We start from the raw sequence: 24,619 nt of genomic DNA on the forward strand, positions 1-24,619 counted from the left end.
AGAGGGGATGACGGGGAATGAAAAACAGGCATGTGGCCGTCCTGCTGGGTGGTTTTTCGTCCGAGCGGCCCGTGTCCTTGTCCTCGGGAAAGGCTTGTGCCGATGCGCTCGAGCAGGAAGGCTACCAGGTCACGCGCGTCGATGTCGGGCGTGACGTCTGTTCGGTTCTTGCCGGGCTCAAGCCCGATGTCGCCTTCAATGCGCTGCATGGACCGTTCGGCGAGGATGGCACCATCCAGGGCATCATCGAATATCTCGGCATTCCTTATACGCATTCCGGGGTGCTTGCCTCGGCGCTGGCGATGAACAAGGAGCAGGCCAAGAAGATCGCCAAGTCTGTCGGCATTCCGGTTGCCGAATCGAAGGTGGCCAATCGCTTCGCGATCCAGAACAAGCATCCCATGAAGCCGCCCTATGTGGTCAAGCCGGTCAGCGAAGGGTCGAGCTTCGGTGTCGTCATCGTGCATGAGGGGCAGTCGCATCCGCCGCAGGTCATCGGTTCATCCGAGTGGAAGTATGGCGATACCGTCATGGTCGAGCGCTACGTGCATGGGCGTGAACTGACCTGCGCGGTGATGGGCGATGTGGCGCTGGGCGTCTGCGAGATCATTCCGACGGGCCATACCTTCTACGACTATGATTCAAAATATGTGGCTGGCGGCTCAAAGCACGAATGCCCCGCAAAAGTTTCACCGAATATTTACCAAAAAATACAAACACTGGCGCTCAAGGCTCACCAAGCTATCGGCTGTCGAGGCGTTTCGCGGTCGGACTTCCGTTACGACGATCGTCACTCCGAGAACGGCGAGGTTGTCTGGCTCGAGGTCAATACCCAGCCGGGTATGACACCGACGTCCTTGGTGCCGGAAATAGCCGCGCAAGCGGGGCACTCGTTCGGTGAGTTGTTGAGTTGGATGGTGGAGGACGCTTCGTGTCTGCGTTGAAATGGGGACAGGGTCAGAGGAAGGGCGCGGCCGGGCCGGCGCTGTTCGGTCTGTCGCTGTCGTTTGACCATTTCGTCCTGCCGCGCATGCTTCGCCGGCCGGTGCGCGTTCTGGCGCGCCTGGGTGAGGGGGATTTCAAGGCCCCGCCCTTCTCCGCGACGATGCTCTCGGTTGTGTTGCTGGGATCGAGCGCCACCTACGGCGCCTATCTTGGCGGAGACATTGACGGCGTCGTCCAGAACATCACCGCCCGAACCGGCTTTGCCGTCGATCAGGTGAAGGTGGTTGGAAACCAGCAGACGTCCGAAATCGACATCCTGGACAGGCTGCAGCTCGACGGCTGGACATCGCTGATCGGCTTCAATGCCGAGGCCGCGCGGGAGCGTATCGCCACGCTGCCCTGGATCGAGGTCGCGGCCGTGCGCAAGGTCTATCCGCATACTTTGGAAGTGCGTGTCGAGGAGCGTGAGCCTTTCGCGCTCTGGCAGCAGGGCAATGATCTTTCGGTCATCGAGCGATCCGGCGCGGTGATCGCGCCGTTCTCCGGCGGCAAGCAGGTGCTTCTGCCGCTGCTCGTCGGCACCGGCGCGCCGGCGCAGGCGCCAGATTTCCTGGCCAAGGTGAAAAAATATCCGGAGCTCGCGGCGCGCGTCAAAGGCTACATCCGCATTGGCGACCGGCGCTGGGATCTGAAGCTTGACAACGGCGTCACGGTCAAGCTGCCCGAGGATGAAGAGGATCAGGCGCTCGCCGAACTCGTCAAGCTCGACCAGAAGGACGGGCTGCTGTCGCGCGATATCGCCGCTGTCGACATGCGTCTTACCGATCGCCTCGTTGTCCAGTTGTCGCCGGAGGCGGCGACGCAGCGTGAAGCCGCGCTCAACGACAAACCGAAGATCCCGAAGCGCAAGCCGGAGACGAAGATATGAGCTGGCTTGGCGGTCAAGGCGATTCCTCGTCGCGCCGGTCCGGCATCCTCACGGTGCTGGATGTCGGTTCGAACAAGGTCTGCTGCATGGTGGCCAAGCTCAAGCCGCGCGATGACGGCAAGCTGTTGCGCGGCCGCTCGCACCGGATCCAGGTGATCGGCATCGGCCACCAGAAATCGCAAGGCGTGAAATCGGGCGTCGTTGTCGATCTCGACCGTGCCGAGCATGCCATCCGCCTCGCCGTCGACGCCGCCGAGCGCATGGCGGGGCTGACCGTCGATTCGCTGATCGTCAACATGACCGCCGGGCGGCTGAAGAGCGAAACCTTTTCGGCCACCATCAATCTTGGCGGCCATGAAGCCGACGAAGCCGACGTCAAGCGCGTTCTCGCCGCCGGCGCCAAGCAGGCGCTGAAGAGCGAGCGCGAGGTGATCCATTCGTTGCCGGTCGGCTTCTCGCTGGATGCCGAGCGCGGCGTGCGCGATCCACGCGGCATGGTCGGCGAACAGCTCGGTGTCGACATGCATGTGCTGACGGGCGACGCGGCACCCGTGCGCAATCTGGAACTCTGCATCAACCGTTCGCACCTCTCGGTCGAACGCATGGTGGCGACGCCCTATGCCAGCGGGCTTGCCGCGCTAGTCGACGACGAGCTCGAAATGGGCGCGGCCTGCATCGACATGGGCGGCGGCACCACGACGATCTCGGTGTTCTCCGAAGGCAAGTTCGTTCATGCCGACGCCATCGCGATCGGCGGTAACCACGTGACGCTGGACATGGCCAAGGGCCTTTCGACCTCGCTCGACGCGGCCGAAAGGCTGAAGGTGATGCATGGTTCGGCACTGCCCGGCAGCGCCGATGACCGCGATCTGGTCTCCATCCAGCCGATCGGCGAGGAAGGCGACGTCCCCTTGCAGATACCGCGCTCGGTGATGACGCGCATCATCCGCGCGCGCATCGATGAGACGCTGGAACTGCTGCGCGATCGGCTCAACAAGTCCGGCTACGGCAATGCGGTGGGCAAGCGCGTGGTGCTGACGGGCGGCGCCAGCCAGCTTGCCGGCCTGCCGGAGGCGGCGCGCCGCATTCTCGGCCGCAATGTACGCATCGGCCGTCCGCTGGGCGTGGCGGGTCTGCCCGAGGCCGCCAAGGGGCCGGCTTTCTCGGCGCCGGTCGGGCTTCTGATCTATCCGCAGATGGCGAGCTTCGAGAGCCATCCTGCGAAAGGAATTTCTGGTCTCAGAATGACTGGAACGGGCGGAAAACTGCATCGCATGAGTCAGTGGTTGAGAGACAGTTTTTGAATTGACGGGGACAGCCCCATAGGCGGCCGCGGCGGCGAAGCGGCGTGAAAGGCAAAGGACGGAGACAATGACCATCAATCTGCAAAAGCCGGATATCACCGAGCTGAAGCCGCGCATAACCGTGTTCGGTGTCGGCGGCGGCGGCGGCAATGCCGTCAACAACATGATCACCGCGGGCTTGCGCGGCGTCGAGTTCGTCGTGGCCAACACCGACGCGCAGGCGCTGACCATGTCCAAGGCCGAGCGGCTGATCCAGCTTGGCGCGCACGTGACCGAGGGGCTCGGCGCGGGTTCGCAGCCGGAAGTCGGCCGGGCGGCCGCCGAGGAATGCATCGATGAGATTCTCGATCATCTAACCAACACGCATATGTGCTTCGTTACCGCCGGTATGGGCGGCGGTACCGGCACGGGTGCGGCTCCGGTCGTGGCCCGCGCGGCCCGTGAAAAGGGCATCCTGACCGTCGGCGTCGTCACCAAGCCGTTCCATTTCGAAGGTCAGCGCCGCATGAAGACCGCGGACATGGGCATCGAGGAACTGCAGAAATGCGTCGATACGCTGATCGTCATCCCCAACCAGAACTTGTTCCGGCTGGCCAATGACAAGACGACCTTCGCCGACGCCTTCGCCATGGCCGACCAGGTGCTCTATTCCGGTGTTGCCTGCATCACCGACCTGATGGTCAAGGAAGGCCTGATCAACCTCGACTTCGCCGACGTTCGTTCGGTGATGCGCGAGATGGGCAAGGCGATGATGGGCACGGGCGAGGCCTCGGGTGAAGGCCGCGCGATGGCCGCGGCTGAAGCCGCGATCGCCAATCCGCTGCTCGACGAGACCTCGATGAAGGGCGCCAAGGGCCTGCTGATCTCGATCACGGGCGGCCGCGACCTGACCCTGTTCGAAGTCGACGAGGCGGCAACCCGCATCCGCGAGGAAGTCGACCAGGACGCCAACATCATCCTTGGCGCCACCTTCGACGAGGAACTGGAGGGCGTCATCCGCGTCTCCGTGGTCGCCACCGGCATCGACAAGACGGCGGCCGAGATCGCCTCCGCCCCGATCTCGATCCGCACGGCTCCGCAGAAGCCCGCTGGCCGTCCGGTCGTCGCCCAGGAAAGCCGCCCGGCGCCTGTCCAGCAGGCAATGTATGAGCCGCGCGCCATCGACCCGGTCGCCGAGGCGATCCAGCTTGCCGAGGCGAATGCCGCTGCCATGGCGCAGGCCCGGCCCGTACCGGCTGCCCATGCGGACGATTTCCGCCCGCAGAGCAAGATCTTCCAGGCTCCGCCCGCCCAGCCGCAACCGATGGTCCAGCCCGTCACGCAGCAGATGGTGCAGCCCGCTCCGCAGATGCGTGAAATGCCGCAGCACCGCGAAGTGCAGCAGCCGGTTGCCATGGCGCCGCAGCGCATGCCGCGCGTGGAGGATTTCCCCCCGGTGGTGAAGGCCGAGGTGGAAGCCAAGAGCCGTCCGGCCGACCATGAAAACAGCGGACCGATGGGCCTGCTCAAGCGCCTGACCAACGGCCTGACCCGCCGTGAAGAGGAGCCGGCGCGGCTCCAGCCGGCGCAGCCGCGCGAGCCGAAGCTGCGCCAGGCGGCACCGGAAGTGCGCCGTCTTTCCAGCCAGGACGCGCAGCTTTACGCGCCGCGCCGGGGCCAGCTGGACGATCAGGGACGCTTGTCGCCGCAGCCCAGGGCGACTCAGGAAGACGATCAGCTGGAGATTCCGGCCTTCCTGCGCCGTCAGGCCAACTGATCCGCCAAGGGCTCGTAATGATTGTTAACAGGCAAGCAAGGAATTGCTTGCCTGTTAACGTTAAAAGCTATGTCAAAACAGGGGGTTGCAACCCCGTACATGTTCCAGATAGCCGTTACAAAGAGTAAGAAACCGTGATTTGGAGTCTCTCCGCCCGACCATTATCTTCGCCTCCGACGCAAGTTGGCTAGCTGGGAGTCTCGGGGAAGTGGCCCTGCCTGCCGATTGATTGAGAGCCGCGCCTTTGGGGTTGGAGAAGCGGACGTAGGCACTAAGGGCTTATGGGGATTGTTTTGCACGACTATCAGACGACGCTAAAATCGCGTGCGACGCTGACGGGCACCGGCGTTCACAGCGGCAACCCGGTCACCGTGCATTTCCTGCCTGCCGATGCCGATACCGGCGTCATATTCCATCTTTCGAACGGGAACGGGCAGGGTCGCGAGTTTCGCGCGCTCGTTTCCGAGGTTGGCGCGACCGACCTCTGCACCATGCTCGGCGATCCCTCGGGAGAGCATATCGCCACGGTCGAGCACTTGATGGCCACTGTTTTCGGCCTTGGCATCGACAATGTCGTGATCGAGATCGATGGCCGTGAGGTCCCTATTCTCGATGGAAGTTCCATCATGTTCGTGGACGCGATCGACCAGGCGGGCATCGACACGCTGCCGGTCAAGCGCCGCTACATCCGCGTGCTCAAGCCGGTCCGAATCGAGAATGGCGCCTCGTGGGCCGAGTTCAGGCCGTATGGCGGCACGCGCTTCGAGATCGAGATCGACTTTGAGAGCCCGGCGATCGGCCGCCAGCTGTTTGCGTCCGACATCAATGCCGATATTTTCCGCCGCGACATCGCGCGCGCCCGCACGTTCGGTTTCATGAAGGATGTGGAGCGGCTGTGGGCGGCGGGCTACGCGCTCGGCTCCTCGCTCGAGAACTCGCTGGTGATCGGTGACGACAACCGCGTGATCAACATGGGCGGACTGCGCTATCCCAACGAGTTCGCGCGCCACAAGACACTGGACGCCATGGGCGACCTGGCCCTGGCCGGCGCGCGGTTCATTGGCTGCTTCCGTTCCTATCGCGGCGGCCACCGGCTGAATGCGGCGGCGCTGCGCCGGCTTTTGTCGGATCGCTCGGCTTTCGAGATCGTCGAGACAACCCGTAACGAGCGTGGCCGCACCGCCGAGATGAGCGCAGTCAACGCGCCGCTCTACGCACCCTGGATGATCTGATTCCCGGCACCCAGGGAAACGCAGCGCGTTGCGACTGTTGTTTGAGACCGGGCATCGTTGCGATGCAGTGAGCCCAGCTTTTGCAAAGCATGCCGTTCGCGTCGCGGGCCAGCTATCATACGGCCTTTTAACGGTTTTCGGGTTTTATGAGCGTTGACTTATGTTGCAGGAATGCATCAGTGGCCAGCTAAATCGCATGTGCGCGGCGGCAGCCCGGATGCGCCACAAAAATGTGCGATTGGCCATCGATAGCGTTGCCGGGTAAGGCGGTTATGGTTTATGGCTGCTGCCGATGGCTGAAATGACGCCGAAAGGGCGGAATATAATCATGTTCTTCAAGCGAGTTGGTCTATCGAAAGCGCCGCAACAGGCCGTTTTCCTGGCGCTTTCGGTGGTTGTTCCATCGCTTCTGCTGTCAGCCTGCATGTCTGACAGCAAGAAGGATCTCGATCTCTCGACCTATGTCGACCAGACCGAACCAGCCGACGTTCTCTACAATCAGGCCCTTGCCAATCTGAATGCCGGGCGCCTGCAGGAGGCGAGCAAGAAATTCGACGCCGTCGACCGCCAGCATCCCTATTCGGAGTGGGCCCGCAAATCGATGGTGATGGGCGCCTTCGCCGACTACCGCCAGGGCAACTATACGGACGCGATCAGCGCGGCCAAGCGCTACCTCACGCTCTATCCGTCGACCGATGACGCGGCCTATGCCCAGTACATTATCGGCCTCAGCTACTACCGGCAGATCAAGGACGTGACGCAGGACCAGAAGGAAGCGCGCCAGACCTTGCAGACGATGCAGGACCTGGTGACCCGCTGGCCGAATTCCGAGTATGTCGAGGACGCCAAGGTAAAGATCCGCTTCGCCAACGACCAGCTCGCCGGCAAGGAAATGCAGATCGGCCGCTATTATCTCGAGCGCCGCGAATACATCGCCGCCGTCAAGCGCTTCCGTGTCGTGGTGGAGAACTATTCCAACACCCGCCACGTCGAGGAAGCGCTCGCACGCCTCACCGAAGCCTACTACGCGATGGGGTTGACCTCGGAAGCGCAGACCGCCGCGGCCGTGCTTGGCACCAATTATCCTGACAGCCCGTGGTACAAGGATTCCTACAAGCTCCTGCAGAGCAACGGGCTTCAGCCGCGCGAGAATGCCGGTTCGTGGATGTCCAAGGCCGGCAAGCTGATCACCGGAGCCTGAGGCGTCCGGAGCATCGGACCGTGCGCAGCGGTTTTCGGATTGATCCGATGCTCAAACAAAAACATAGTGCGGCGCGGCGACTCTCACGGGTCGCATGCCGACTTGGAGCGCGTCGCGCTTTAAGTCTTATGTTTTCGTGCGTGTCGTTGTCCCAAGACCGGGTCCAGTTTTGGGCGACATGCAATAGGTCCGGGTTCTGATGCTTTCCAGACTGTCGATCCGCGATATTGTCCTGATCGAGAAGCTGGATATAGACTTCCAGCCGGGCCTTTCCGTGCTGACCGGCGAGACCGGCGCCGGCAAATCCATCCTGCTCGATGCGCTGTCGCTGGCGCTTGGTTCGCGCGGCGATGCTTCACTGGTGCGCCATGGCGCCACGCAAGGCCAGGTCATCGCGGTGTTCGACGTGCCGCGCAACCATCCGGCACGTACGCTTCTTGCCGACAATGCGATCGACGATGACGGCGACATCATCCTGCGCCGTGTGCAGACGGCGGATGGCCGCACGCGCGTCTTCGTGAACGACCAGCCGTCAAGCGTCACGCTGATGCGCGATGTCGGCCACGCGCTGGTCGAGATCCATGGCCAGCACGATGAGCGGGCCTTGGTCGATCCCGGCGCGCACCGCGAAGTGCTCGACGCCTTCGGCGGCCATCTCGGCGCAGCGCGGGCAACCGGCGAGGCGTGGCGGCACTGGCGCGCCTGCGAACAGGAGTTTTCACGGCACCGCGCCAAGGTCGAGGCCGCGTCACGCGAGGCGGATTATCTGCGCGCGGCCGTGGCCGAACTGACCAAGCTCGATCCACAGCCCGGCGAGGAAACAGAGCTTGCCGAAGTGCGGGCGGCGATGATGCGGGCGGAAAAGATCGCGTCGGAAATCCACGACGCACAGGATGTGCTGTCCGGCCCGTCATCGCCCTTGCCGCAACTGGCAAGCCTGCTGCGGCGCCTGCAGCGCAAGGTGACGGAAGTGCCCGGCCTGCTCGACGATGTCGTCAAGTCGCTGGACGAGGCAATGCTGTCGCTGGACGCGGCGCAATCTGGCGTCGAGGCCGCACTGCGCGCCACCGAATATGATCCGCAGCGGCTCGAGAAGGCGGAAGAGCGGCTGTTCTCGCTGCGCGCCGCCTCGCGCAAGCACAGCGTTGCCGTCGATGACCTTGCGCAGCTGCGCGACACCATGGCCGCCGACCTTGCGGATCTCGATGCCGGCGAGGGGCGTCTGCAGGGGCTGGAAAAGCAGGCCGCGGCCGCGCGCGAGGCCTATGACATTTCGGCCGCGCGGCTTTCGTCGCTGCGTCATGCCGCGGCCGTCGGGCTGACCAAGGCCGTGATGGCCGAACTGCCGGCGCTTAAACTCGAACGCGCCGAATTTATCGTCGAAATGTCGAGCGACGGCCAAAACCGGATGGAAGAAGGCATCGACCAGATCGAATTCTGGGTGCGCACCAACCCCGGCACACGGCCCGGCCCGATGATGAAGGTTGCCTCGGGCGGCGAGCTCTCGCGCTTCCTTCTGGCGCTGAAGGTGGCGCTGGCCGATCGCGGCTCGGCCCCGACCTTGGTCTTCGACGAGATCGACACAGGCGTTGGCGGCGCGGTCGCGGATGCCATCGGCCAGCGGCTGGCGCGGCTGTCGAAGCGCGTGCAGGTGCTTTCGGTCACCCACGCACCGCAGGTGGCGGCGCGCGCGGCAACGCATTTCCTGATCTCCAAATCCGGCAGCACGGACCGTGTCGCCACCGGCATTGCCGAGATGGATCGGCCGGCGCGGCAGGAAGAGATCGCGCGCATGCTTGCCGGCGCCACGATCACCGACGAGGCGCGCGCCGCCGCCGAAAGGCTGCTGCGCGAAAATACGGCTGCCTAGGCTTCGACGACGTTCGCAACAAGCCTTCCAGATGGAGTCAGCATATGGCTCCATCCTGCTGTTCCGGCGTGGTTTTGTCAGAATTCGGCTCCCTTCGATCCGAATCCTGATCTATGGTCCGGCGTCGATAGGCCGATCATCGTTTCGTGGAAACGCCGACCCGTTCTATCTCTTTGTCTTGACGCAATTCCAGGCGGAAACCGCTTCGCACTTGCCTTGGAATCGCTCCACCAGCCGGGTTTGAAATCATGTCCGAGAAACCAGTCGACGCCCTTACCGAAAGCGAGGCCGAGGCCGAGCTCCAGCGGCTGGCCGAGGAGATCGCCGGTCACGACCGGCGCTATCATGCCGAGGACGCACCGACGATCACCGACGCGGAATATGACGCGCTGCGGCGTCGCAACCTCGCCATCGAGGAGCGCTTTCCTGCTTTCGTTCGTGAGGATTCACCGTCCCGCAGGGTGGGGTCGCCGCCGGCGGAAGGCTTTGCCAAGGTGCGCCATGCCGTGCCGATGCTCAGCCTTGCCAAGGCCTACACGGACGAGGATGTCGCTGATTTCATCGAACGAGGCCGGCGGTTCTTCGACCGCGACAAGGACCTCGACATCGCCTTTACGGCCGAACCGAAGATCGATGGCCTGTCGGCCTCGCTGCGCTACGAGAACGGCGTGTTCGTGCAGGGCGCAACGCGAGGCGATGGTGCCGTCGGCGAGGACATCACCGCCAATCTGAGGACCATCGCCGACATCCCGGCGAGGCTCAAGGGCACGGGCTGGCCGGAGGTCATCGAGATACGCGGCGAGGTCTACATGACCTATGCCGAGTTCGAGGCGCTCAAGCAGCGCTCGGCGGCGGCTGGTGGCCAGGACTACGTTAATCCGCGTAACACGGCGGCAGGGTCTTTGCGCCAGAAGGATGCGTCGGTCACCGCCAGCCGAAACCTGAAATTCTTCGCCTATGCCTGGGGCTATACCACGCAAGATCCCGCACCGACCCAATATGATTCGGTGCTGAAATTCGCGGAGTGGGGGTTCAAGATCAGCCCGCTGATGGTGCGGGCGAAGTCGGCCGACGAACTGATCGCGCACTATCACCGGATCGAGGAGCAGCGCTCTTCGCTGGGCTATGACATTGACGGTGTGGTCTACAAGGTCGACCAGCTGGAGCTGCAGCGCCGATGGGGCTTCGTCACGGGCGAACCGCGCTGGGCCGTCGCCCACAAATTCCCGGCCGAACAGGCCATGACCACCGTGCAGAAGATCGATATCCAGGTCGGCCGCACTGGCACGCTGGCACCGGTAGCGCGGCTGGCGCCGGTCACGGTCGGCGGCGTCGTGGTCGAAAACGTCACGCTCCACAATGAGGATTACATCAAGGGGTTTGACAGCAACGGCCTGCCGATCCGTGACGGCATCGACGTGCGTATCGGCGATACGGTGGTAATCCAGCGCGCTGGCGACGTCATTCCGCAGATCGTCAGCGTCGTCGTCGACAAGCGTCCGGCCGATGCCGTGCCCTACGAATTCCCGCATATCTGTCCGGTTTGCGGTTCGCCCGCCACGCGCGAGATCAACGAGAAGACCGGCAAGGAGGATTCCCGCCGGCGCTGCACCGGCGAGCTGATCTGCGCCGCGCAGGCCGTGGAACGATTGCGCCATTTCGTGTCGCGCGGTGCCCTGGATATCGAGGGCCTGGGTGCGGAAAACATCGACACCTTCTTCAATGCCGGACTGATCAAGACGGCCGCGGACATCTTCACGCTCAGGGATCGCCGCCCCGCCGTCACCAGGGCGCTGGCCGAGCGGCGTGAGGAGCAGGCAAGGCAACGCGAGGCGACATCGGGCAAGACGCGCAAGAATGTGCGCAGTGTCGAGGACCGCAACTACGAGGGCCTGGACAAGCTGTTCGCCGCCATCGACTCGCGTCGCGAGCCCGAACTCGACCGGTTCATTTTCGCGCTGGGCATCCGCCATATCGGCGAAACGACGGCCGCCGTGCTTGCCCGCACGTTCTCGACGATCGAGGAGTTGATCCGCGTCGGCAAGGAGACGGCGGCGGCCGAAGATCCGCACACGGTTTTCCCGTCGGTCAACGGCATCGGCGACACAGTGATCGATGCTCTGCGCGATTTCTTCGGCAATGAGCGCAACGACGACGTGCTGGACGCGCTGCTCGAGCAGGTCCATCCGAAGCCTTACATCGTCAACGTCTCTGCCGACAGCGAGGTTGCCGGCAAGACGGTGGTGTTCACGGGTTCGCTGGAAAAGATGACGCGCTCCGAAGCCAAGGCGATGGCGGAACGTCTCGGCGCCAAGGTGGCCGGCTCGGTGTCGGCGAAGACGGACCTGGTGGTGGCTGGCCCGGGCGCCGGCTCGAAACTCAAGCTTGCCAGCGAACTCGGCATCGAGGTGATCGACGAGGACGCCTGGCTGGCGCGGATCGGCAAGGCGTGATGGAAGGCGCATTCAAAGGGTTCGGGCCTAAGGCCATTCCGTTCCTGAAGGCGCTGGATTTCCACCAGAGCCGCGAGTGGTTCCTGGAAAACCGCGACCTGTTCGAACAGGAATTGCGCGACCCCCTCGGCGATCTGGTTGATACGCTGACCGAGCGGTTCTCAGTTGCGGGACTGGGCTTGCGCGGCGACCGCAAGAAATCGCTGTTTCGGATCAACCGCGATGTGCGCTTCGCCAAGGACAAACGTCCTTACAACCGGCATGTGTCGGCGATCCTGTCGCGCGACGGCAGCAAGACGGCGCAGGGCGTGTTCTACGTCCATATCGGGCTGGAGGGTTGCTTTGCCGAAGTCGCCTGGTGGCAGCCGGAAGCGGCGCTGCTGATGGCAATTCGACGATCCATCGCCGCACAGCCGGACAGGTTTCGTGCCATGGTGGCGGCGCTGAAGAAAAAGGGCCTTCAACTCGATACGGAAGGCAGCATGAAGCGCACGCCGCGCGGCTTCGAACATGTCGGGGATGCCGACCTGGTGGCGGCTATCCGCAACCGTCATTTCGCCGTCCGCCACAAGATCGATCCCCAGGCAATCCACGGGCCGGAGCTGGTCGACGAACTCTTCGATTTCACGTTGCGGGCCAGGCCGCTGCTTGACTGGGGTAGGGCGATCGAGGCGGCTCAAGGTTGAGCTGGCGCGGGGCGACGATCATTTCCGCTGATCGCTTGGCTCAAGCGAATTCGTGTGACAAGGCGGGCAACGCTTTCTAAACCACACCCTTTCCAGGGAGTGGCCGATGGCGGCGGAAGCAATCTCAGAGGGCCGTGCAAAGAGCGATTTCTGGGACGGCGTGCGGCTCTCGATGCCCGTCGTCGTGGCCTCGGCGCCGTTCGCGCTGCTGTTTGGGGCGATTGCCGTGGACAACGGGTTTTCCGTGTTCGAAGCTTTCCTGATGAGCGCCCTGATCTTCGGCGGCGCCAGCCAGATGGTCGGCATTGAGCTGTTCGGTCAGCATGTCCAGCCGTGGCTGATCGTGCTGTCGATCTTCGCCGTCAATTTCCGCCACGTGCTTTACTCGGCCGGCATCGGCCGTCGCATCGCGCACTGGCCCATCATCAGCCAAGCGCTCGGCTATTTCATCCTCACCGATCCGCAGTTCGCGGTGGCCGAGGCAAGGGCGGTGTCCGGCAAGACGGTTGGCTTCGCCTGGTATCTAGGGCTCGGCCTGCCCGTTTATGTGTTCTGGGTGGTCGAGAGCCTGCTTGGCGCGATATTCGGCAAGCTCATTCCCGACACGCACGCGCTGGGCATCGATTTCCTGCTGCCGATCTATTTCCTCGGTCTCGTGCTGGGCTTCCGCAAGCGGCCGCTGTGGCTGCCGGTGGTCATCGCCAGTGCCGCCGCCTCCATCATCGCCTACAAGACGGTGGGCTCGCCCTGGCATGTCTCCATCGGCGCCATCGCCGGTGTGCTGTTGGCGGTCATCCTGCCTCCCCATCACAGCGGCGTGGAAGCAAAGCGATGAGCACGACCTTCTGGATCATCATCGCCGGCGCGGTCGCGACCTATCTCACGCGCATCGGCGGGCATCTGGTCATCTCGCGCTTCGACAACATCCATCCGCGTGTCGAGGCCGGCCTCAACGCGGTGCCGGCGGCAGTGCTGACGACGCTGGTGGCGCCAGCGGTGTTGAGTGCCGGACCAGCGGAATGGGCGGCGCTGATCGTGACAGCGGTGGTCTCGCTGCGCGGCGGGCTGATGGCTATGTTTTTGGCGGGGGCCGCGGTGTTGATCGTGGCGCGGCAGTTCGTCGGGTAGCGCGCGTATCGATATTCAGGCGAGGGCGGCCTGCAAACGGCGGCTCCCTGCGCTTCCGGTGCTCACGTACAGAAAGTACGCTCCGCTCCGGTTCTCGGAAGCCACCCTTGTCGGCCTGTCCTGACCTGAACCTCGACACGCCCATTGCGCGTCGGAAAGTCAAATCTTCGTATCGTGCGGCAGCGGTGCCGTAGCCTTCTCAAGCCAGGCCAGGGTTTCTCCGTCGACCATCGGCCCGATCTCGGCCAGCACGCGGGCGTGATACGCATCGAGCCAATGCAGTTCGTCGCGGTTCAGCAGGTCCGTTCGCACCATGCGTTTGTCTATCGGCGCCAGGGTCAGCGTCTCGAAGCCGTGCATGGTGAGGTCGCCACCCTCGATCTGGGTGGCCGGCGTCACCAGGATGAGGTTTTCGATGCGGATACCGTAGGAGCCTTCCTTGTAGTAGCCGGGCTCGTTGGACAGCATCATGCCTTCCAGCAGCTTTTCGGTGCCGGTTCGGGCGATGCGCTGCGGGCCCTCATGGACAGCCAGATACGAGCCAACGCCGTGGCCGGTGCCGTGTGCAAAATCGCAGCCTTGCTTCCACAGGGCCAGGCGCGCCACGGCATCGATTTCGGAGCCGCGCGTGCCCTGTGGGAAGCGCAGCGTGGAAATGCCGATCATGCCCTTCAGCACCAGCGTGAAGCGTTCGCGCATCTCCTCGGTCGGCTTGCCGATCGGCACGGTGCGGGTGATGTCGGTGGTGCCATCCTGGTACTGGCCGCCGGAATCGAGCAGGAACAGTTCGCCATCGCGGAGCTTGCGGTTGGTGGCGCGCGAGACGCGGTAATGCATGATGGCGCCGTTCGGGCCGGCGCCCGAAATGGTGTCGAAGGACACGTCGCGCAGTGGCATCTGCGTTTCCTCGCCGGTCTGGCGGCGGGTCTGCTCGAGCCTGGTGACGACATCGATCTCGTCGAGCGTGCCGGGCTTCTGCCGATCCATCCAGCACAGCAATTTGGCGATCGCCGCGCCGTCGCGTCGGTGGGCGGCGCGGCTGCCGTTGATCTCGGCCTGGTTCTTGGTGGCGCGCGGAATGCGCGCGGGATCTGCCGCCGCGATGACGGCGCCGCCATTGTCCTCGACCAGCATGCGCAGTTTGTCGGCCGCCAGCACCGGGTCGAGCGCGATTTTAGCGCCGCCCTTGGCAAGCGCGGCGATCGCCGCCTCGAATTCGCCGGGCTCATGTGGATCGGCGAGCTGGGTGAGATAGGCCGCGACCTGGCGCGAGAATTTTTTGCTGTTCATGAACAGCTGGTGCTTTCCGTCGGCGGCAAGCACGGCAAAGCCGAGCGCCAGCGGCGTGTGCGGTACGTCGCCGCCGCGGATGTTGAAGGCCCAGGCGATGGAGGAGGGGTCGGTCAGCACCGCGTGCGTGGCGCCGTCCTTGCCGATGGCCGCCGCCAGCCGCGCCAGCTTGTCCTTGGCCAGTTCGCCGGCAAAGGCGATGGGGTGAAGCTCGACCGGCGCAACCGGCGCCTCGGGCTGGTCCTTCCAGATGGTGTCGATCGGGTTCCTGTCGAGCGGCACCAGGATCGTGCCGGTCTTGTCCGCCGAGGCCTGCAGCGCCTTGACCTCGCTGATCGTGTGCAGCCAAGGATCGAAGCCGAGCCGGGCACCCTTGCCGAGATTGTCCCTGAGCCACGCAGCGGGCGGATTGTCGACGAGGCTTTCGATCGAAAAAATGTCGAGGTCGACCTCGTGGCGCACCTGCAGCGTGTAGCGCCCGTCGACAAAGACGAAGGCGCGGTCGCGCAGCACGATGGCGACACCGGCCGAGCCGCTGAAGCCGGTCAGCCATTTCAGCCGCGCCGAACGGTCGGCGACATATTCGCCCTGATGCTCGTCGGCGCGCGGCACGATGAAACCGTCCAACCCGTGATCCGCAAGCCATTGGCGCAGCGCCGTCACGCGCGGCTTGCCGACAGCCGGATCACCGGCGGAATCAAAGGTCTGGAACATGATGAACTCTCCTGCGACGTGTGCCTTGACCGTAGCGTATGGCCCCGAAAACCGGAATCGATTTCGGAATGACGCGCCCCCAACCACTAGCTATAGCGGCCAAGGCCTGACAACCGACCGGCTTTGGTCCAGGTTCGCTAAATGTCACCGCCTTTACAACCTAAGCGGTGACCGTTGCGGAATTGCACTACCGCCAAGAATTGCAAAATACACCCAGTTTTGGTCAATGCGCCGGCACCTCAACTGATCTATGTCTCCGGTCCTAGTCAGCAGTTTAGACCGGATGGCGGGGTGCCTTCCAATCAGAGTCGGGGTGGGGAGAGTCGATGAGTGCCGGTTTCGGCGATAAGGCAGCGCGGGAGCAATCGCCCCTCGCACGGTGCCCGAACCAATCCGCACGATAGAGACCTGAACGGCTGATCGCGGATGCCTGCCTGAGCGCAGGCCGGCGGCAACGTTCTCTTCAACCAATATGGATCGTGAAAACCGGCCCGCCTGGCGGGTCTGGGCTGGAAATGTGAGAGCATGGGGCAGGGCATGAACACTTCAACGGGGTCAACCAACAGCGAGAACCGCTTTCCGCTGCAGGTGCAACACACGCTCTTGAAGCGGCCGGCCATCAGCCGGCGCGCCCGGCGGCGCGGCCTGTTGATGGGCACAGCCCTGGCCGGCATTGCCATCGCGACGTCCGCGAGCGCGCAGGAATGGACGGGTCAGGCAAGTTCCAACTACACGGATGGAGGCAACTGGGTGGGCGGTAGCGTTCCGAATTCGACCGGAGCGCCAGTGGTGTTCGGCGCGGGTGCGACCACCACAACCGTAAATCTCAATACGCCTTATCCTGCCGGCTACTACTTCGCCGGTTCGGTGACCTTTAATGATCCGGCCAGTGCCTACACCGTGAACGTTTCGAACACGGCCTATCTGAACATTTCCGGCGGCGTGAACAACACGTCGGGCGTGACCCAGAACTTTTCGGTCACCGGGGTGGGCGGGTCGGCGTCCGAGATCATCTTCAGCAACAGCAATGCCGGCAGCAATGTTGTCTACACAGCGAATGCTGGAGGCACCATACAGTTCAATTCCACCAATGCGTCGCCTGCCTCGGGCGCGGATGCCAAGTTTGTCCTTGACGGTGGCGCGATTGCGCTGTCGGGTTCGGGTACACTGGCGCTCGGCTCGGTCGAAGGGTCGGGCATCCTTTCCTATTATGGAAATCCGGGAGGCTCGACCGGCACATTCCAGATCGGCGGCCTGAACACCAGCACCACCTTCAATGCGCAGATCCAGGAACAGAACGGTTCACTGTCGATCGAGAAGGTTGGCACCGGCGCCCTGACGTTGGATGGGGTAAGCACCTATAGCGGCGGCACGACGCTGAGCGGGGGAACGCTGCTGATTGCCAATGATGCCGCGCTCGGCACTGGCGGCCTGACCATGGCCAGCGGCACGACCTTCGGCGCCAGCGGCGCGCATACATTCGCGCAAGCCATAACGCTTGAGGCCGGGTCGGAAACGATCGATACCAGCCAGGGCGACCTGACGCTTTCCTCGGGTATCGGTGAGAGCGGCGGCGCGGCAAGTCTGACCAAGACCGGCAGCGGCACCCTGACGATCGACGGGGCAAGTACGTACACCGGCGGCACCAATCTTTATGCTGGCACTCTCAGCCTTGGCAATGACAAAGCCCTTGGAAAAGGGTTGATTCTCGCATCGGGTGGTACCATCGACATCCAGGATGGGGTTACGGTCAACAATGGCCTGTATATGTATGCCAGCGTCACCCTGAATGTCAGTTCGGGCACAGGTACTTACGCTGGAAATATCGCGGACGACGAGGTCGCCGGAATCTTCAAGACTGGTGCGGGCACGCTGGTCTTGAGCGACGGCAATAGTTTCCACGGTGGCGCGACCATCAGCGACGGCATTCTTCGGATCATGGGCAACAATTCGCTGGGGGCCACCGGATCCGGGATGATTACACTGGATGGCGGCACGTTACAGGCTGGCGCCGACAATCTGGTCATTTCCAACAGCCTCCTCCTGTTCGGCGAGGGCGGCGGCGCCATAGACACGCAAGACTACAACCTCAGCACCAGCGCGAATATGGGCGATGCCGGCCTGCCGAACGGCACATTCACAAAGCTCGGCACGGGCACGTTAACTGTCAGCGGTTATGCCGACAGCAACACCTATTCCACTGCCACCGACGTTGCCGAGGGAACGCTGAAGGCAGGCTCGGCCAATATCTTCAGCGCCAACAGCGCCTACACGGTCGATAGCGGTGCGACCCTGTCGCTCAACAATTTCGACCAGACGATAGGCTCGCTGGCAGGCGCCGGTTCCGTGGATGTCGGTGCCGCCACTTTGACCACCGGCGGCAAGAACACCGATACGGTGTTTTCGGGCGATATCAAAGGCACGGGCGGGTTGGTCAAGGCTGGAAGCGGGACGTTCGAACTCTCCGGCGACAGCAGCGCTTTCTCCGGAGCGACGACGGTGCAGGCCGGCACGTTGCTGGTGACCGGAGACCTTAGCAAGTCCGTCGTCACGGTCGATGATGGCGCCACGCTCGAAGGCGACGGTGCGATCGGTGGGCTGGTTGTGAAGGGCATTGTCGAGCCCGGCAAGAATGCGATCGACACGCTGAAGGTCGCCGGCAATGTCAGCTTCGTGGCGGGCTCGACCTATGCGGTGGACCTGTACTCCGCCGGCGCGTCGGATCTCATAGATGCCACTGGTACGGCGACGATCAGCGCCGGTGCCAATCTGACGCTGGCGAATGCGGGAACTTACGTGCCGGGCCAATACACCGTGCTGCATGCTGGTGGTGGCCTGCTTGGCGACGAGACCTTCACCATAATCGATCCGCAGGTCAGCTATTTCCTGGCCGCGTCGATCAACCAGGACCTGAACAACATCTACGTCGATATTGCGCAGAACAGATCCCTGGCTTCGGCTGGCTCGACGCCAAACCAGATCGCCACGGGCAATGGGCTGGAGAGCCTAGGTGGCGGTGCCCTGATTGGAGCCATCCTGGCCCTGCCAACAGCGGAAGCCGCACAGGCAGCCTTCGATCAGCTCTCGGGTGAAATCCACGCATCCGCCAAGGGCGCGCTCGTGCAGGACAGCCACTTCCTGCAGGATGCCGTAAGCGCTCGCCTGCGTGGCGCCTTCGGCGACAGCGGTCAGACCGCCTCGCTGCCGGTCATGGCCTATGGCGAGGATGGACTGCAGCCGGTTGCGGCGGACACTGAGCGGTTCGCGGTCTGGACCCAGGGCTTTGGCGCCTGGGGCGGCACGGACGGTGACGGCAACGCAGCCGCCTTTCATCGTTCTACCGGCGGCGTTCTGATGGGCGCCGACGGCATGGCCGGAAACTGGCGGATCGGCCTGGTTGGCGGCTACAGCCGCACCAGCTTCAACACCGACGACCGCAATTCCTCGGGCGACAGCGACAATTATCACCTTGGCCTCTATGGCGGGACCGAATGGGGCGCGATCGCCTTCCGCACCGGGGCCGCCTATAGCTGGAACCGGATCTCGACATCGCGCTCCGTGTCCTTCGATGGCTTCTCCGATGGTTTGTCGGCCAATTACAATGCCGCGACAGCGCAGGCTTTCGGCGAACTGGCCTACAAGACTGGCGACGGGCCGTTCGCCTTCGAACCCTTCGCCAATCTCGCCTATGTCAACCTGCATACGGACGGTTTTGCGGAAACGGGCGGTGCGGCGGCACTGGCGAGCGGCAGTTCGACGACGGACGCAACCTTCACCACGCTGGGCGTCAGGGCCTCCACCGACGTAACGGTCGGCGGCGTGACAGCCACGGCGCGTGGGATGTTCGGCTGGCGCCATGCCTTCGGCGACGTAACGCCGCTGTCGACCGTCGCCTTTGCCGGCGGCGACGACTTCACCATCGCCGGCGTTCCGATCGCCAGGGATGCGCTGCTGGTCGAAGCCGGTTTCGACGTGCAGCTCGCGCGGAATACCACGCTTGGTGTGTCCTATGCCGGGCAGTTCGGGCCGGGTGCCTTCGATAACGGCTTCAAGGCCAATCTGGGCGTGAAGTTCTAAAGCACTGTCGCCCAACCATCCCTCGGCCCGAGCCGGGGGATGGTTTGAAGATCGCACCCATCAAGGATGGGTGCGGGAAGTGAATGATAAGTGCGGGACTGGGGGCGTTTGGCCGTCTCAGCGCTTGAGATGGATCGTCACCCAGCCCTCGCGGTGCAAGGTGCGCACGTGCCGAAACTGCTGGCCGACATAGGCGGCAACGACCGCGTCGCGCTGGCGGTCGAGAATGCCTGAAAGCACGATGGAGCCGCCCCAGGCGATATGAGCAGCCATTTGCGGCGCCAGCCGCATCAGCGGCCGCGCCAGTATGTTGGCGACGACGAGGTCGAAGGGCGCGCGCCGGGCGAAGATCGGGTGGTGGAAGCCCGGCGCGGTCACCGTTTCCACCAGCGCCTTGACATGGTTGAGCCGCGCATTGTCGGCGGCGACCTTGATTGCGATTGGATCGATGTCGGTAGCCAGCACTCGAATATGGGCAAGCTTGGCCACCGCGATGGCCAGCACCGCGCTGCCCGTGCCAAGGTCGAGCGCATTGCGCGGATGCTCGCGGCGCACGACTTGCTCCAGCATTTCCAGGCAGCCGGCGGTGGTGCCGTGATGACCGGTGCCGAAGGCAAGGCCCGCCTCGATCTCGATGGCCAGTTCGCCGCTGTGGCGTTTCCTGCGGTCATGCGCGCCGTGGACGAAGAACCGGCCGGCGCGCACCGGCTTCAATCCCTCCAGCGAACGCGCCACCCAGTCTATGTCTGGCAGCGTCTCGCGCTCGATCGGCTTTGACAAGGCGAGGCCGGCAAGCACGTCCTTCATCTTCGCCTCGACGGCGTCCTCGTCGCCGTCAGTGTAGACAGACACCTCATGGATGTCCTTGTCCTCATCGACTTCAAGCACCGCGATTGGCAGGCCTTCATCCTCGAAGGCGGCTTCGAGGGCGGCGAACATCCTATCGGCCTCGATCTTGCCGGCGATGAAATGAAGGCGCGTCTGGGTCATGGATCGTGTTTCTTGTTGGAGCAGGATCTCGGCCGAAACCCGGTTGGCGCTTTTCGCCTCACGGATATTCATGTCAAGATCATGTCTGGCCGTTCGCCGCCAGCCGCTTCAACTTGGCGATAGCGGTGTCGGCGCTCTCGCCATAGGCGATGGTGCCGGCAAAGTCACCCTTGGCGTTGAGCAGCAGCACCGACGCGGTGTGGTCCATCGTGTAGTCGCCGTCACCCGTATCGACCTTCTTCCAGTAGATGCCGAAGGATTTGGCCATGGCGTGGACCTTGTCGGGATCGCCGGTGATGCCGACGATGCGATCGGAGAAATTGCCGACATAGGCCTTCATGACATCAGGCGTGTCGCGTTCCGGGTCGACCGAAACGAAATAGGCGCGCAGGTTCTTGCCGTCGTCACCCAGCGTCTTCAGCCAGCCCGAGAGCTCGAACAGCGTGGTCGGGCAGACCTCGGGGCAATGGGTGAAGCCGAAGAAGACCACGCTGGGCTGGCCCCTGAACGCGGCCTCGGTGATCGGCGCGCCCTTCTGGTCGGTCAGGGTGAAGGAGCCGCCATACGGCTCGCCGCCATAATGCCCGCGATACCAGTCGAAGGTGAGCCAGCCGATGCCCGCCACCATCAGGACGAGAATGCCGATCAGGATTGAACGCATCATCAGTGCAAGTCCATTTCGTGAATTTCATGGCGCCCCATAACGGCGCCGCTTGACGGTAGTCTTAGCGGTTTGACAGGTGGCACGCAAAGATGCCTCGTTGCCGCAACCGGTGTGATGACGATTAGGCGATCCGCTTGCAAATCGCGCCGGACCGCCCCACCTGACACCAGCAACTCGAACCGCAGGAGGCTTTCTTGCACGGACTGATTGGGCGAAAACTGATGAGTGGCGCGCTGGCCGCATGTGTTGTCCTGGGCAGCGGCGTCGCCTTTGCCCAGGAAGTGGGAAAGGTCGGCGTCGACTGGCTCGGCAACGACATCATCGTCGAGGCGATCAAGGATCCGAAGGTGGATGGCGTGACCTGCCACGTCTCGTATTTCGATCGCGGTATCATCGACCGCCTGCACAAGGGCAACTGGTTCGAGGATCCCAGCGATTCCTCGATCTCCTGCCGCCAGACCGGGCCGATCACCATCGGCGCCATCGACATGAGCGAGGGCGGCGAGGAGGTGTTCAAGCAAGGAATCAGCCTGGTCTGGAAGAAGCAGGTTGTGAACCGGATCTATGACAAGAAGAACGATACGCTGATCTATCTGTCGCACTCGCGCCAGGTGCAGAACGGCTCGGCGAAGATGTCCGTCACCACCGTGCCGCTGTATGGCCAGAACGTGGTGTGGACCAGCGGCAAACCGAAATAATCTCCGGCCGTCGAGGCGACAGGTCCCGGCTTGCGGGACCTGTCGCGCGGGGGTAAAGCGCCCGCATGGACCGTTCCGAAAATCTTGTCCTGAAGGATTCCGAGCCGCGCATTCATCCGACGGCGGAGCTGAAGGCGTGCAAGCTTGGGCGCTATGCCTCCATCGGCGAGCGCGTCGTGCTGCGCGAGGTGACGGTCGGCGACTTCACTTATTTCGAGCGGCATTCCGAAGCGATCTACACGACCATCGGCAAATTCTGTTCGATCGCATCCAACAGCCGCATCAATGCGCTGGAGCATCCCATCGAGAGGTTGACCCAGCATAAGGTCAGCTATCGGCCGAATGAATATTTCCGCTGGCTGGGCGTCGATGCCGCGTTCCGGGAAAAGCGGCGGTCGAAGGCGGTCAGCATCGGCCATGATGTCTGGATCGGCCATGGCGCCGTGATCATGCCTGGCGTCGCCATCGGCAACGGCGCGGTTGTCGGCGCCAATGCGGTTGTGACGCATGACGTGCCGCCATACACCATCGTCGCCGGTGTTCCGGCTAGGCCGCTGCGGCAGCGTTTCGCCGATGATGTTGCCGGGCGGGTCGAACGTCTCGCCTGGTGGGACTGGCCGGCGGAGAAGCTCGCCAGGGCAGTCCCCGACATGCAATCCATGGCGATCGAGGCCTTCCTCGACACCTGGGAAAACCACGACTCCTGAAGCCTCGCGCGACGAGTTTGAGCAGGCCAGCTCCCCGTGCGCCGGCCCCCGAAAGCACGCCGCTGGTAACCAATTTTCTTAACGTAAAAGATTAGGGTTAAAGATTGGAAAACGGCGTGTATATCGTGATTCGATTACTCTATAGTTGCAAGACTTTATCCAAAATGCACTAATGAGGTCGGAGGTACATCGCAGAAAGCCGAAGGAAACATCATCAGCAACAAAGGAGAGTAGTCATGAAGAAGCTCGCATTTGTATTTACCGCTGCAGTTGTTTCTTTCTCCACCGTTGGCGCCCATGCCGGCGGCTGGGGCGGCAATTCGGGAAGCCTGATCAACGTGTCGCCGTCTATCGACCTCGGCAAGATCAGCGCGCTCAACGGCGTCCTGAGTGGCAACAATATCCTGAACGGCAATGTCGTTTCCGGCATTCTGGACGGCAACAAGACCAATGTTCTCGGCGGTATCCTGAATGGCGTTGGCGTCAACGTGCTTGGCGGCAACACCTACAAGCTGGGTGGCAAGCACTGAGCAGGAGCGTCACGGGTGTCCTCTTCACCCGCGTCACGGCAGGAGGGTGAGCAGACCCTCCTGCCTCGACCGTGACAGTGCGAACAGATGGAGCGGGGTGCTCCACCGGGCTGGTCAGGATTCCAAGGATCAGATTTTGGCGCGCACGGCCACGAAGGCGTCAACGGTGCGGTCGTTTTCGTCGATTACGGTCTTGATTGTCCGGGAAACATCGACCCGGAAGACGATGGCCATCGACTTGGTGGCATCATAGGTCGCCTCGGCGTAGACGCCGTCACGGCGCTCCTGGTTCTCGTAGAGCAGGTTGTCCTTGACCTCGTAGAATATGCCGGAACCCACACCAAGTTTTTCGCGCGGCTTGACGGCGACTTCCAGTTCCGCGCGCTGCAGCCACGAGGCCAGCGGGTCGTCGCTGTTCGACGTCTCGTAGCGGCCGACATAGGTGCCGCGCAGCTCAAATCCGCGCGGCAGCGGCTTGGCCAGGGTCACCTGCCATGTCGGGCGCGTGCGCTCGTAAATGCCATCGGCGCCCCGCAAGAACTGAGCTCCGAAGGCAAGGCCCAGCGTCGATCCGTCCGCGGCCTTGTAGGCTGCCTCGCCACGCAACGTATAGACGTTGAAGGGCAGGAACAGCGGCGGCGTCCCTATCTGTTCCACCGCAACGAAGAGAGCCGATGCCGACGCGCCGAAGGCGAGGCTGCCCAGTGTTCGCGTGATCCTGGCCGCGAGCTGGAAGCTGTTGCGGTCGGCATGGAGCTTTGTCGGCTCGATCAGATCGTCCTGGAAATGTGTGTTGCCGAATTTTTCCAGACTGTCGGCCGCCTCGAGGATGAGCGAGGTGGCATGGCCAAGGTCGACGCCGAGCTGCGTCTGGGCGCCGAAGACCTGCTTGAACTCGTGTGTTCCCAGCACCAGCGGCCCGATATCGAGGTGGTCGCCCGTCTCCGACACGTTATAGCTCAGCGACCCGCGCAGCTCGATGCCCGGGGCAAGCTTGCGGAAAGCCTCGGCCGAGAGCCCAAGGGCACGGTCATCCTCGATCGACGTATTGTCGTATTGCGATACCTGGAAGTCGGCGTGGATCTTTTCGTTCGAATCGTTGCCGCCCCATTGCTTGTCCAGGGATCCACGCAGCAGAGTGTACCAGTCAGGGACCGGACGGTCGCTGTCCAATGCGTTGCTGGTCCAGTGCCGTTCGAGGCTGCCGGCGATTTCGGGAGCCGTGTTCGGGTCTGGGGTCGGATCAGCCCTGACCGAGGTGGCGGCGCAGGTCATCAGGAAGCCAAGGGCCGTCGCCTGCAGCAGTGTTCGGGAAAGTGGAGCGATCGTCTGTTTCGGAGCCGACCGGCGCTTTCGGGAAAACATGCTCCGCGCACTCCGGACTTAAACCCCTCCCGCCATGCGGGGGTGGCGCGGCGGGAGGGGCGGAGGTAAACCGCCGTGAAG

The 24,619-nt window shown here is 63.3% G+C and carries 19 protein-coding genes; 15 read left to right on the top strand and 4 right to left on the bottom strand.

The features are described from left to right. Nucleotides 1–17: 17 nt before the first annotated feature. The 11 genes from ACO07C_RS00850 to ACO07C_RS00900 all read left to right on the top strand — a co-directional run bounded on the left by ACO07C_RS00850 (nt 18) and on the right by ACO07C_RS00900 (nt 13,503). The gene (locus ACO07C_RS00850; protein ID WP_421912345.1) at nt 18–944 is read left to right on the top strand and encodes a D-alanine--D-alanine ligase; all 927 of its coding nucleotides are present in this window, start codon (nt 18–20) and stop codon (nt 942–944) included. Next, nucleotides 932–1,873, top strand: a complete 942-nt coding sequence (locus ACO07C_RS00855; RefSeq protein ID WP_421912346.1) for a cell division protein FtsQ/DivIB — start codon at nt 932–934, stop codon at nt 1,871–1,873. Before ACO07C_RS00850 ends, ACO07C_RS00855 begins: the two co-directional genes overlap by 13 nt. Beyond that, complete coding sequence (gene ftsA / locus ACO07C_RS00860) at nt 1,870–3,177, top strand: cell division protein FtsA (RefSeq protein ID WP_421912347.1); 1,308 nt, start codon at nt 1,870–1,872, stop codon at nt 3,175–3,177. The genes ACO07C_RS00855 and ftsA overlap by 4 nt, the downstream gene beginning before the upstream one ends. Before the next feature lie 67 nt (nt 3,178–3,244). Then, nucleotides 3,245–4,933: a cell division protein FtsZ gene (ftsZ, locus tag ACO07C_RS00865; protein ID WP_421912348.1), complete on the top strand. Its 1,689-nt coding sequence runs from the start codon at nt 3,245–3,247 to the stop codon at nt 4,931–4,933. Nucleotides 4,934–5,214: 281 nt separating this feature from the next. Continuing rightward, nucleotides 5,215–6,165, top strand: coding sequence for a UDP-3-O-acyl-N-acetylglucosamine deacetylase (gene lpxC / locus ACO07C_RS00870; protein WP_421912349.1), 951 nt, complete (start codon nt 5,215–5,217; stop codon nt 6,163–6,165). A 328-nt stretch (nt 6,166–6,493) separates the two neighbouring features. Beyond that, nucleotides 6,494–7,366 carry an outer membrane protein assembly factor BamD gene (locus tag ACO07C_RS00875; protein ID WP_421912350.1) on the top strand — a complete coding sequence of 291 codons (873 nt, stop codon included), beginning with the start codon at nt 6,494–6,496 and terminating at the stop codon, nt 7,364–7,366. 199 nt (nt 7,367–7,565) lie between these two features. After that, on the top strand, nt 7,566–9,236 hold the full coding sequence (gene recN, locus ACO07C_RS00880) for a DNA repair protein RecN (RefSeq protein ID WP_421912351.1): 1,671 nt from the start codon (nt 7,566–7,568) through the stop codon (nt 9,234–9,236). A gap of 248 nt (nt 9,237–9,484) precedes the next feature. Then, nucleotides 9,485–11,689 carry an NAD-dependent DNA ligase LigA gene (gene ligA, locus ACO07C_RS00885; protein ID WP_421912352.1) on the top strand — a complete coding sequence of 735 codons (2,205 nt, stop codon included), beginning with the start codon at nt 9,485–9,487 and terminating at the stop codon, nt 11,687–11,689. Continuing rightward, nucleotides 11,689–12,375: a DUF2461 domain-containing protein gene (locus ACO07C_RS00890; protein WP_421912353.1), complete on the top strand. Its 687-nt coding sequence runs from the start codon at nt 11,689–11,691 to the stop codon at nt 12,373–12,375. The genes ligA and ACO07C_RS00890 overlap by 1 nt, the downstream gene beginning before the upstream one ends. Nucleotides 12,376–12,481: 106 nt before the next feature. Next, nucleotides 12,482–13,210 (top strand): AzlC family ABC transporter permease, encoded by a 729-nt coding sequence (locus ACO07C_RS00895; RefSeq protein WP_421912354.1) that lies wholly within the window; start codon nt 12,482–12,484, stop codon nt 13,208–13,210. Beyond that, nucleotides 13,207–13,503, top strand: a complete 297-nt coding sequence (locus ACO07C_RS00900) for an AzlD family protein (RefSeq protein WP_421912355.1) — start codon at nt 13,207–13,209, stop codon at nt 13,501–13,503. The genes ACO07C_RS00895 and ACO07C_RS00900 overlap by 4 nt, the downstream gene beginning before the upstream one ends. Before the next feature lie 159 nt (nt 13,504–13,662). On the opposite strand, the gene ACO07C_RS00905 is transcribed toward ACO07C_RS00900, so the two are convergent. After that, nucleotides 13,663–15,507: an aminopeptidase P family protein gene (locus ACO07C_RS00905; protein ID WP_421912356.1), complete on the bottom strand. Its 1,845-nt coding sequence runs from the start codon at nt 15,505–15,507 to the stop codon at nt 13,663–13,665. Nucleotides 15,508–16,044: 537 nt separating this feature from the next. Between ACO07C_RS00905 and ACO07C_RS00910 the strand changes: the two genes are divergently transcribed. After that, nucleotides 16,045–19,584, top strand: coding sequence for an autotransporter domain-containing protein (locus ACO07C_RS00910; protein ID WP_421912357.1), 3,540 nt, complete (start codon nt 16,045–16,047; stop codon nt 19,582–19,584). Nucleotides 19,585–19,701: 117 nt separating this feature from the next. Here ACO07C_RS00910 and ACO07C_RS00915 read toward each other — a convergent pair whose 3' ends face one another. Continuing rightward, nucleotides 19,702–20,574 carry a 50S ribosomal protein L11 methyltransferase gene (locus ACO07C_RS00915; protein WP_421912358.1) on the bottom strand — a complete coding sequence of 291 codons (873 nt, stop codon included), beginning with the start codon at nt 20,572–20,574 and terminating at the stop codon, nt 19,702–19,704. 79 nt (nt 20,575–20,653) lie between these two features. Beyond that, nucleotides 20,654–21,238: an SCO family protein gene (locus tag ACO07C_RS00920; protein ID WP_421912359.1), complete on the bottom strand. Its 585-nt coding sequence runs from the start codon at nt 21,236–21,238 to the stop codon at nt 20,654–20,656. Between the two features lie 221 nt (nt 21,239–21,459). On the opposite strand from ACO07C_RS00920, the gene ACO07C_RS00925 reads away from it, so the two are divergent. The 3 genes from ACO07C_RS00925 to ACO07C_RS00935 all read left to right on the top strand — a co-directional run bounded on the left by ACO07C_RS00925 (nt 21,460) and on the right by ACO07C_RS00935 (nt 23,173). Continuing rightward, nucleotides 21,460–21,936, top strand: a complete 477-nt coding sequence (locus ACO07C_RS00925; protein ID WP_421917416.1) for a CreA family protein — start codon at nt 21,460–21,462, stop codon at nt 21,934–21,936. 65 nt (nt 21,937–22,001) lie between these two features. Beyond that, nucleotides 22,002–22,643 carry a DapH/DapD/GlmU-related protein gene (locus tag ACO07C_RS00930; protein WP_421912360.1) on the top strand — a complete coding sequence of 214 codons (642 nt, stop codon included), beginning with the start codon at nt 22,002–22,004 and terminating at the stop codon, nt 22,641–22,643. Between the two features lie 236 nt (nt 22,644–22,879). Further along, nucleotides 22,880–23,173 carry a hypothetical protein gene (locus ACO07C_RS00935; protein WP_421912361.1) on the top strand — a complete coding sequence of 98 codons (294 nt, stop codon included), beginning with the start codon at nt 22,880–22,882 and terminating at the stop codon, nt 23,171–23,173. 129 nt (nt 23,174–23,302) lie between these two features. Here the strand turns inward: ACO07C_RS00935 and ACO07C_RS00940 are convergent, their stop codons facing one another. Continuing rightward, nucleotides 23,303–24,538, bottom strand: coding sequence for a hypothetical protein (locus ACO07C_RS00940; RefSeq protein ID WP_421912362.1), 1,236 nt, complete (start codon nt 24,536–24,538; stop codon nt 23,303–23,305). Nucleotides 24,539–24,619 lie beyond the last annotated feature (81 nt).

This window comes from Mesorhizobium sp. (assembly GCF_965229135.1).
GTDB lineage: Bacteria > Pseudomonadota > Alphaproteobacteria > Rhizobiales > Rhizobiaceae > Mesorhizobium.

What these genes read in the sequence shown, in the direction of transcription:
- ACO07C_RS00850 (WP_421912345.1), top strand. Translation starts at nt 18, where the DNA reads ATGAAAAACAGGCATGTGGCCGTCCTGCTGGGTGGTTTTTCGTCCGAG.
- ftsA (WP_421912347.1), top strand. Translation starts at nt 1,870, where the DNA reads ATGAGCTGGCTTGGCGGTCAAGGCGATTCCTCGTCGCGCCGGTCCGGC.
- ftsZ (WP_421912348.1), top strand. Translation starts at nt 3,245, where the DNA reads ATGACCATCAATCTGCAAAAGCCGGATATCACCGAGCTGAAGCCGCGC.
- lpxC (WP_421912349.1), top strand. Translation starts at nt 5,215, where the DNA reads ATGGGGATTGTTTTGCACGACTATCAGACGACGCTAAAATCGCGTGCG.
- ACO07C_RS00875 (WP_421912350.1), top strand. Translation starts at nt 6,494, where the DNA reads ATGTTCTTCAAGCGAGTTGGTCTATCGAAAGCGCCGCAACAGGCCGTT.
- recN (WP_421912351.1), top strand. Translation starts at nt 7,566, where the DNA reads ATGCTTTCCAGACTGTCGATCCGCGATATTGTCCTGATCGAGAAGCTG.
- ligA (WP_421912352.1), top strand. Translation starts at nt 9,485, where the DNA reads ATGTCCGAGAAACCAGTCGACGCCCTTACCGAAAGCGAGGCCGAGGCC.
- ACO07C_RS00890 (WP_421912353.1), top strand. Translation starts at nt 11,689, where the DNA reads ATGGAAGGCGCATTCAAAGGGTTCGGGCCTAAGGCCATTCCGTTCCTG.
- ACO07C_RS00895 (WP_421912354.1), top strand. Translation starts at nt 12,482, where the DNA reads ATGGCGGCGGAAGCAATCTCAGAGGGCCGTGCAAAGAGCGATTTCTGG.
- ACO07C_RS00900 (WP_421912355.1), top strand. Translation starts at nt 13,207, where the DNA reads ATGAGCACGACCTTCTGGATCATCATCGCCGGCGCGGTCGCGACCTAT.
- ACO07C_RS00905 (WP_421912356.1), bottom strand. Translation starts at nt 15,507, where the DNA reads ATGTTCCAGACCTTTGATTCCGCCGGTGATCCGGCTGTCGGCAAGCCG.
- ACO07C_RS00910 (WP_421912357.1), top strand. Translation starts at nt 16,045, where the DNA reads ATGAACACTTCAACGGGGTCAACCAACAGCGAGAACCGCTTTCCGCTG.
- ACO07C_RS00915 (WP_421912358.1), bottom strand. Translation starts at nt 20,574, where the DNA reads ATGACCCAGACGCGCCTTCATTTCATCGCCGGCAAGATCGAGGCCGAT.
- ACO07C_RS00920 (WP_421912359.1), bottom strand. Translation starts at nt 21,238, where the DNA reads ATGATGCGTTCAATCCTGATCGGCATTCTCGTCCTGATGGTGGCGGGC.
- ACO07C_RS00925 (WP_421917416.1), top strand. Translation starts at nt 21,460, where the DNA reads ATGAGTGGCGCGCTGGCCGCATGTGTTGTCCTGGGCAGCGGCGTCGCC.
- ACO07C_RS00930 (WP_421912360.1), top strand. Translation starts at nt 22,002, where the DNA reads ATGGACCGTTCCGAAAATCTTGTCCTGAAGGATTCCGAGCCGCGCATT.
- ACO07C_RS00935 (WP_421912361.1), top strand. Translation starts at nt 22,880, where the DNA reads ATGAAGAAGCTCGCATTTGTATTTACCGCTGCAGTTGTTTCTTTCTCC.
- ACO07C_RS00940 (WP_421912362.1), bottom strand. Translation starts at nt 24,538, where the DNA reads ATGTTTTCCCGAAAGCGCCGGTCGGCTCCGAAACAGACGATCGCTCCA.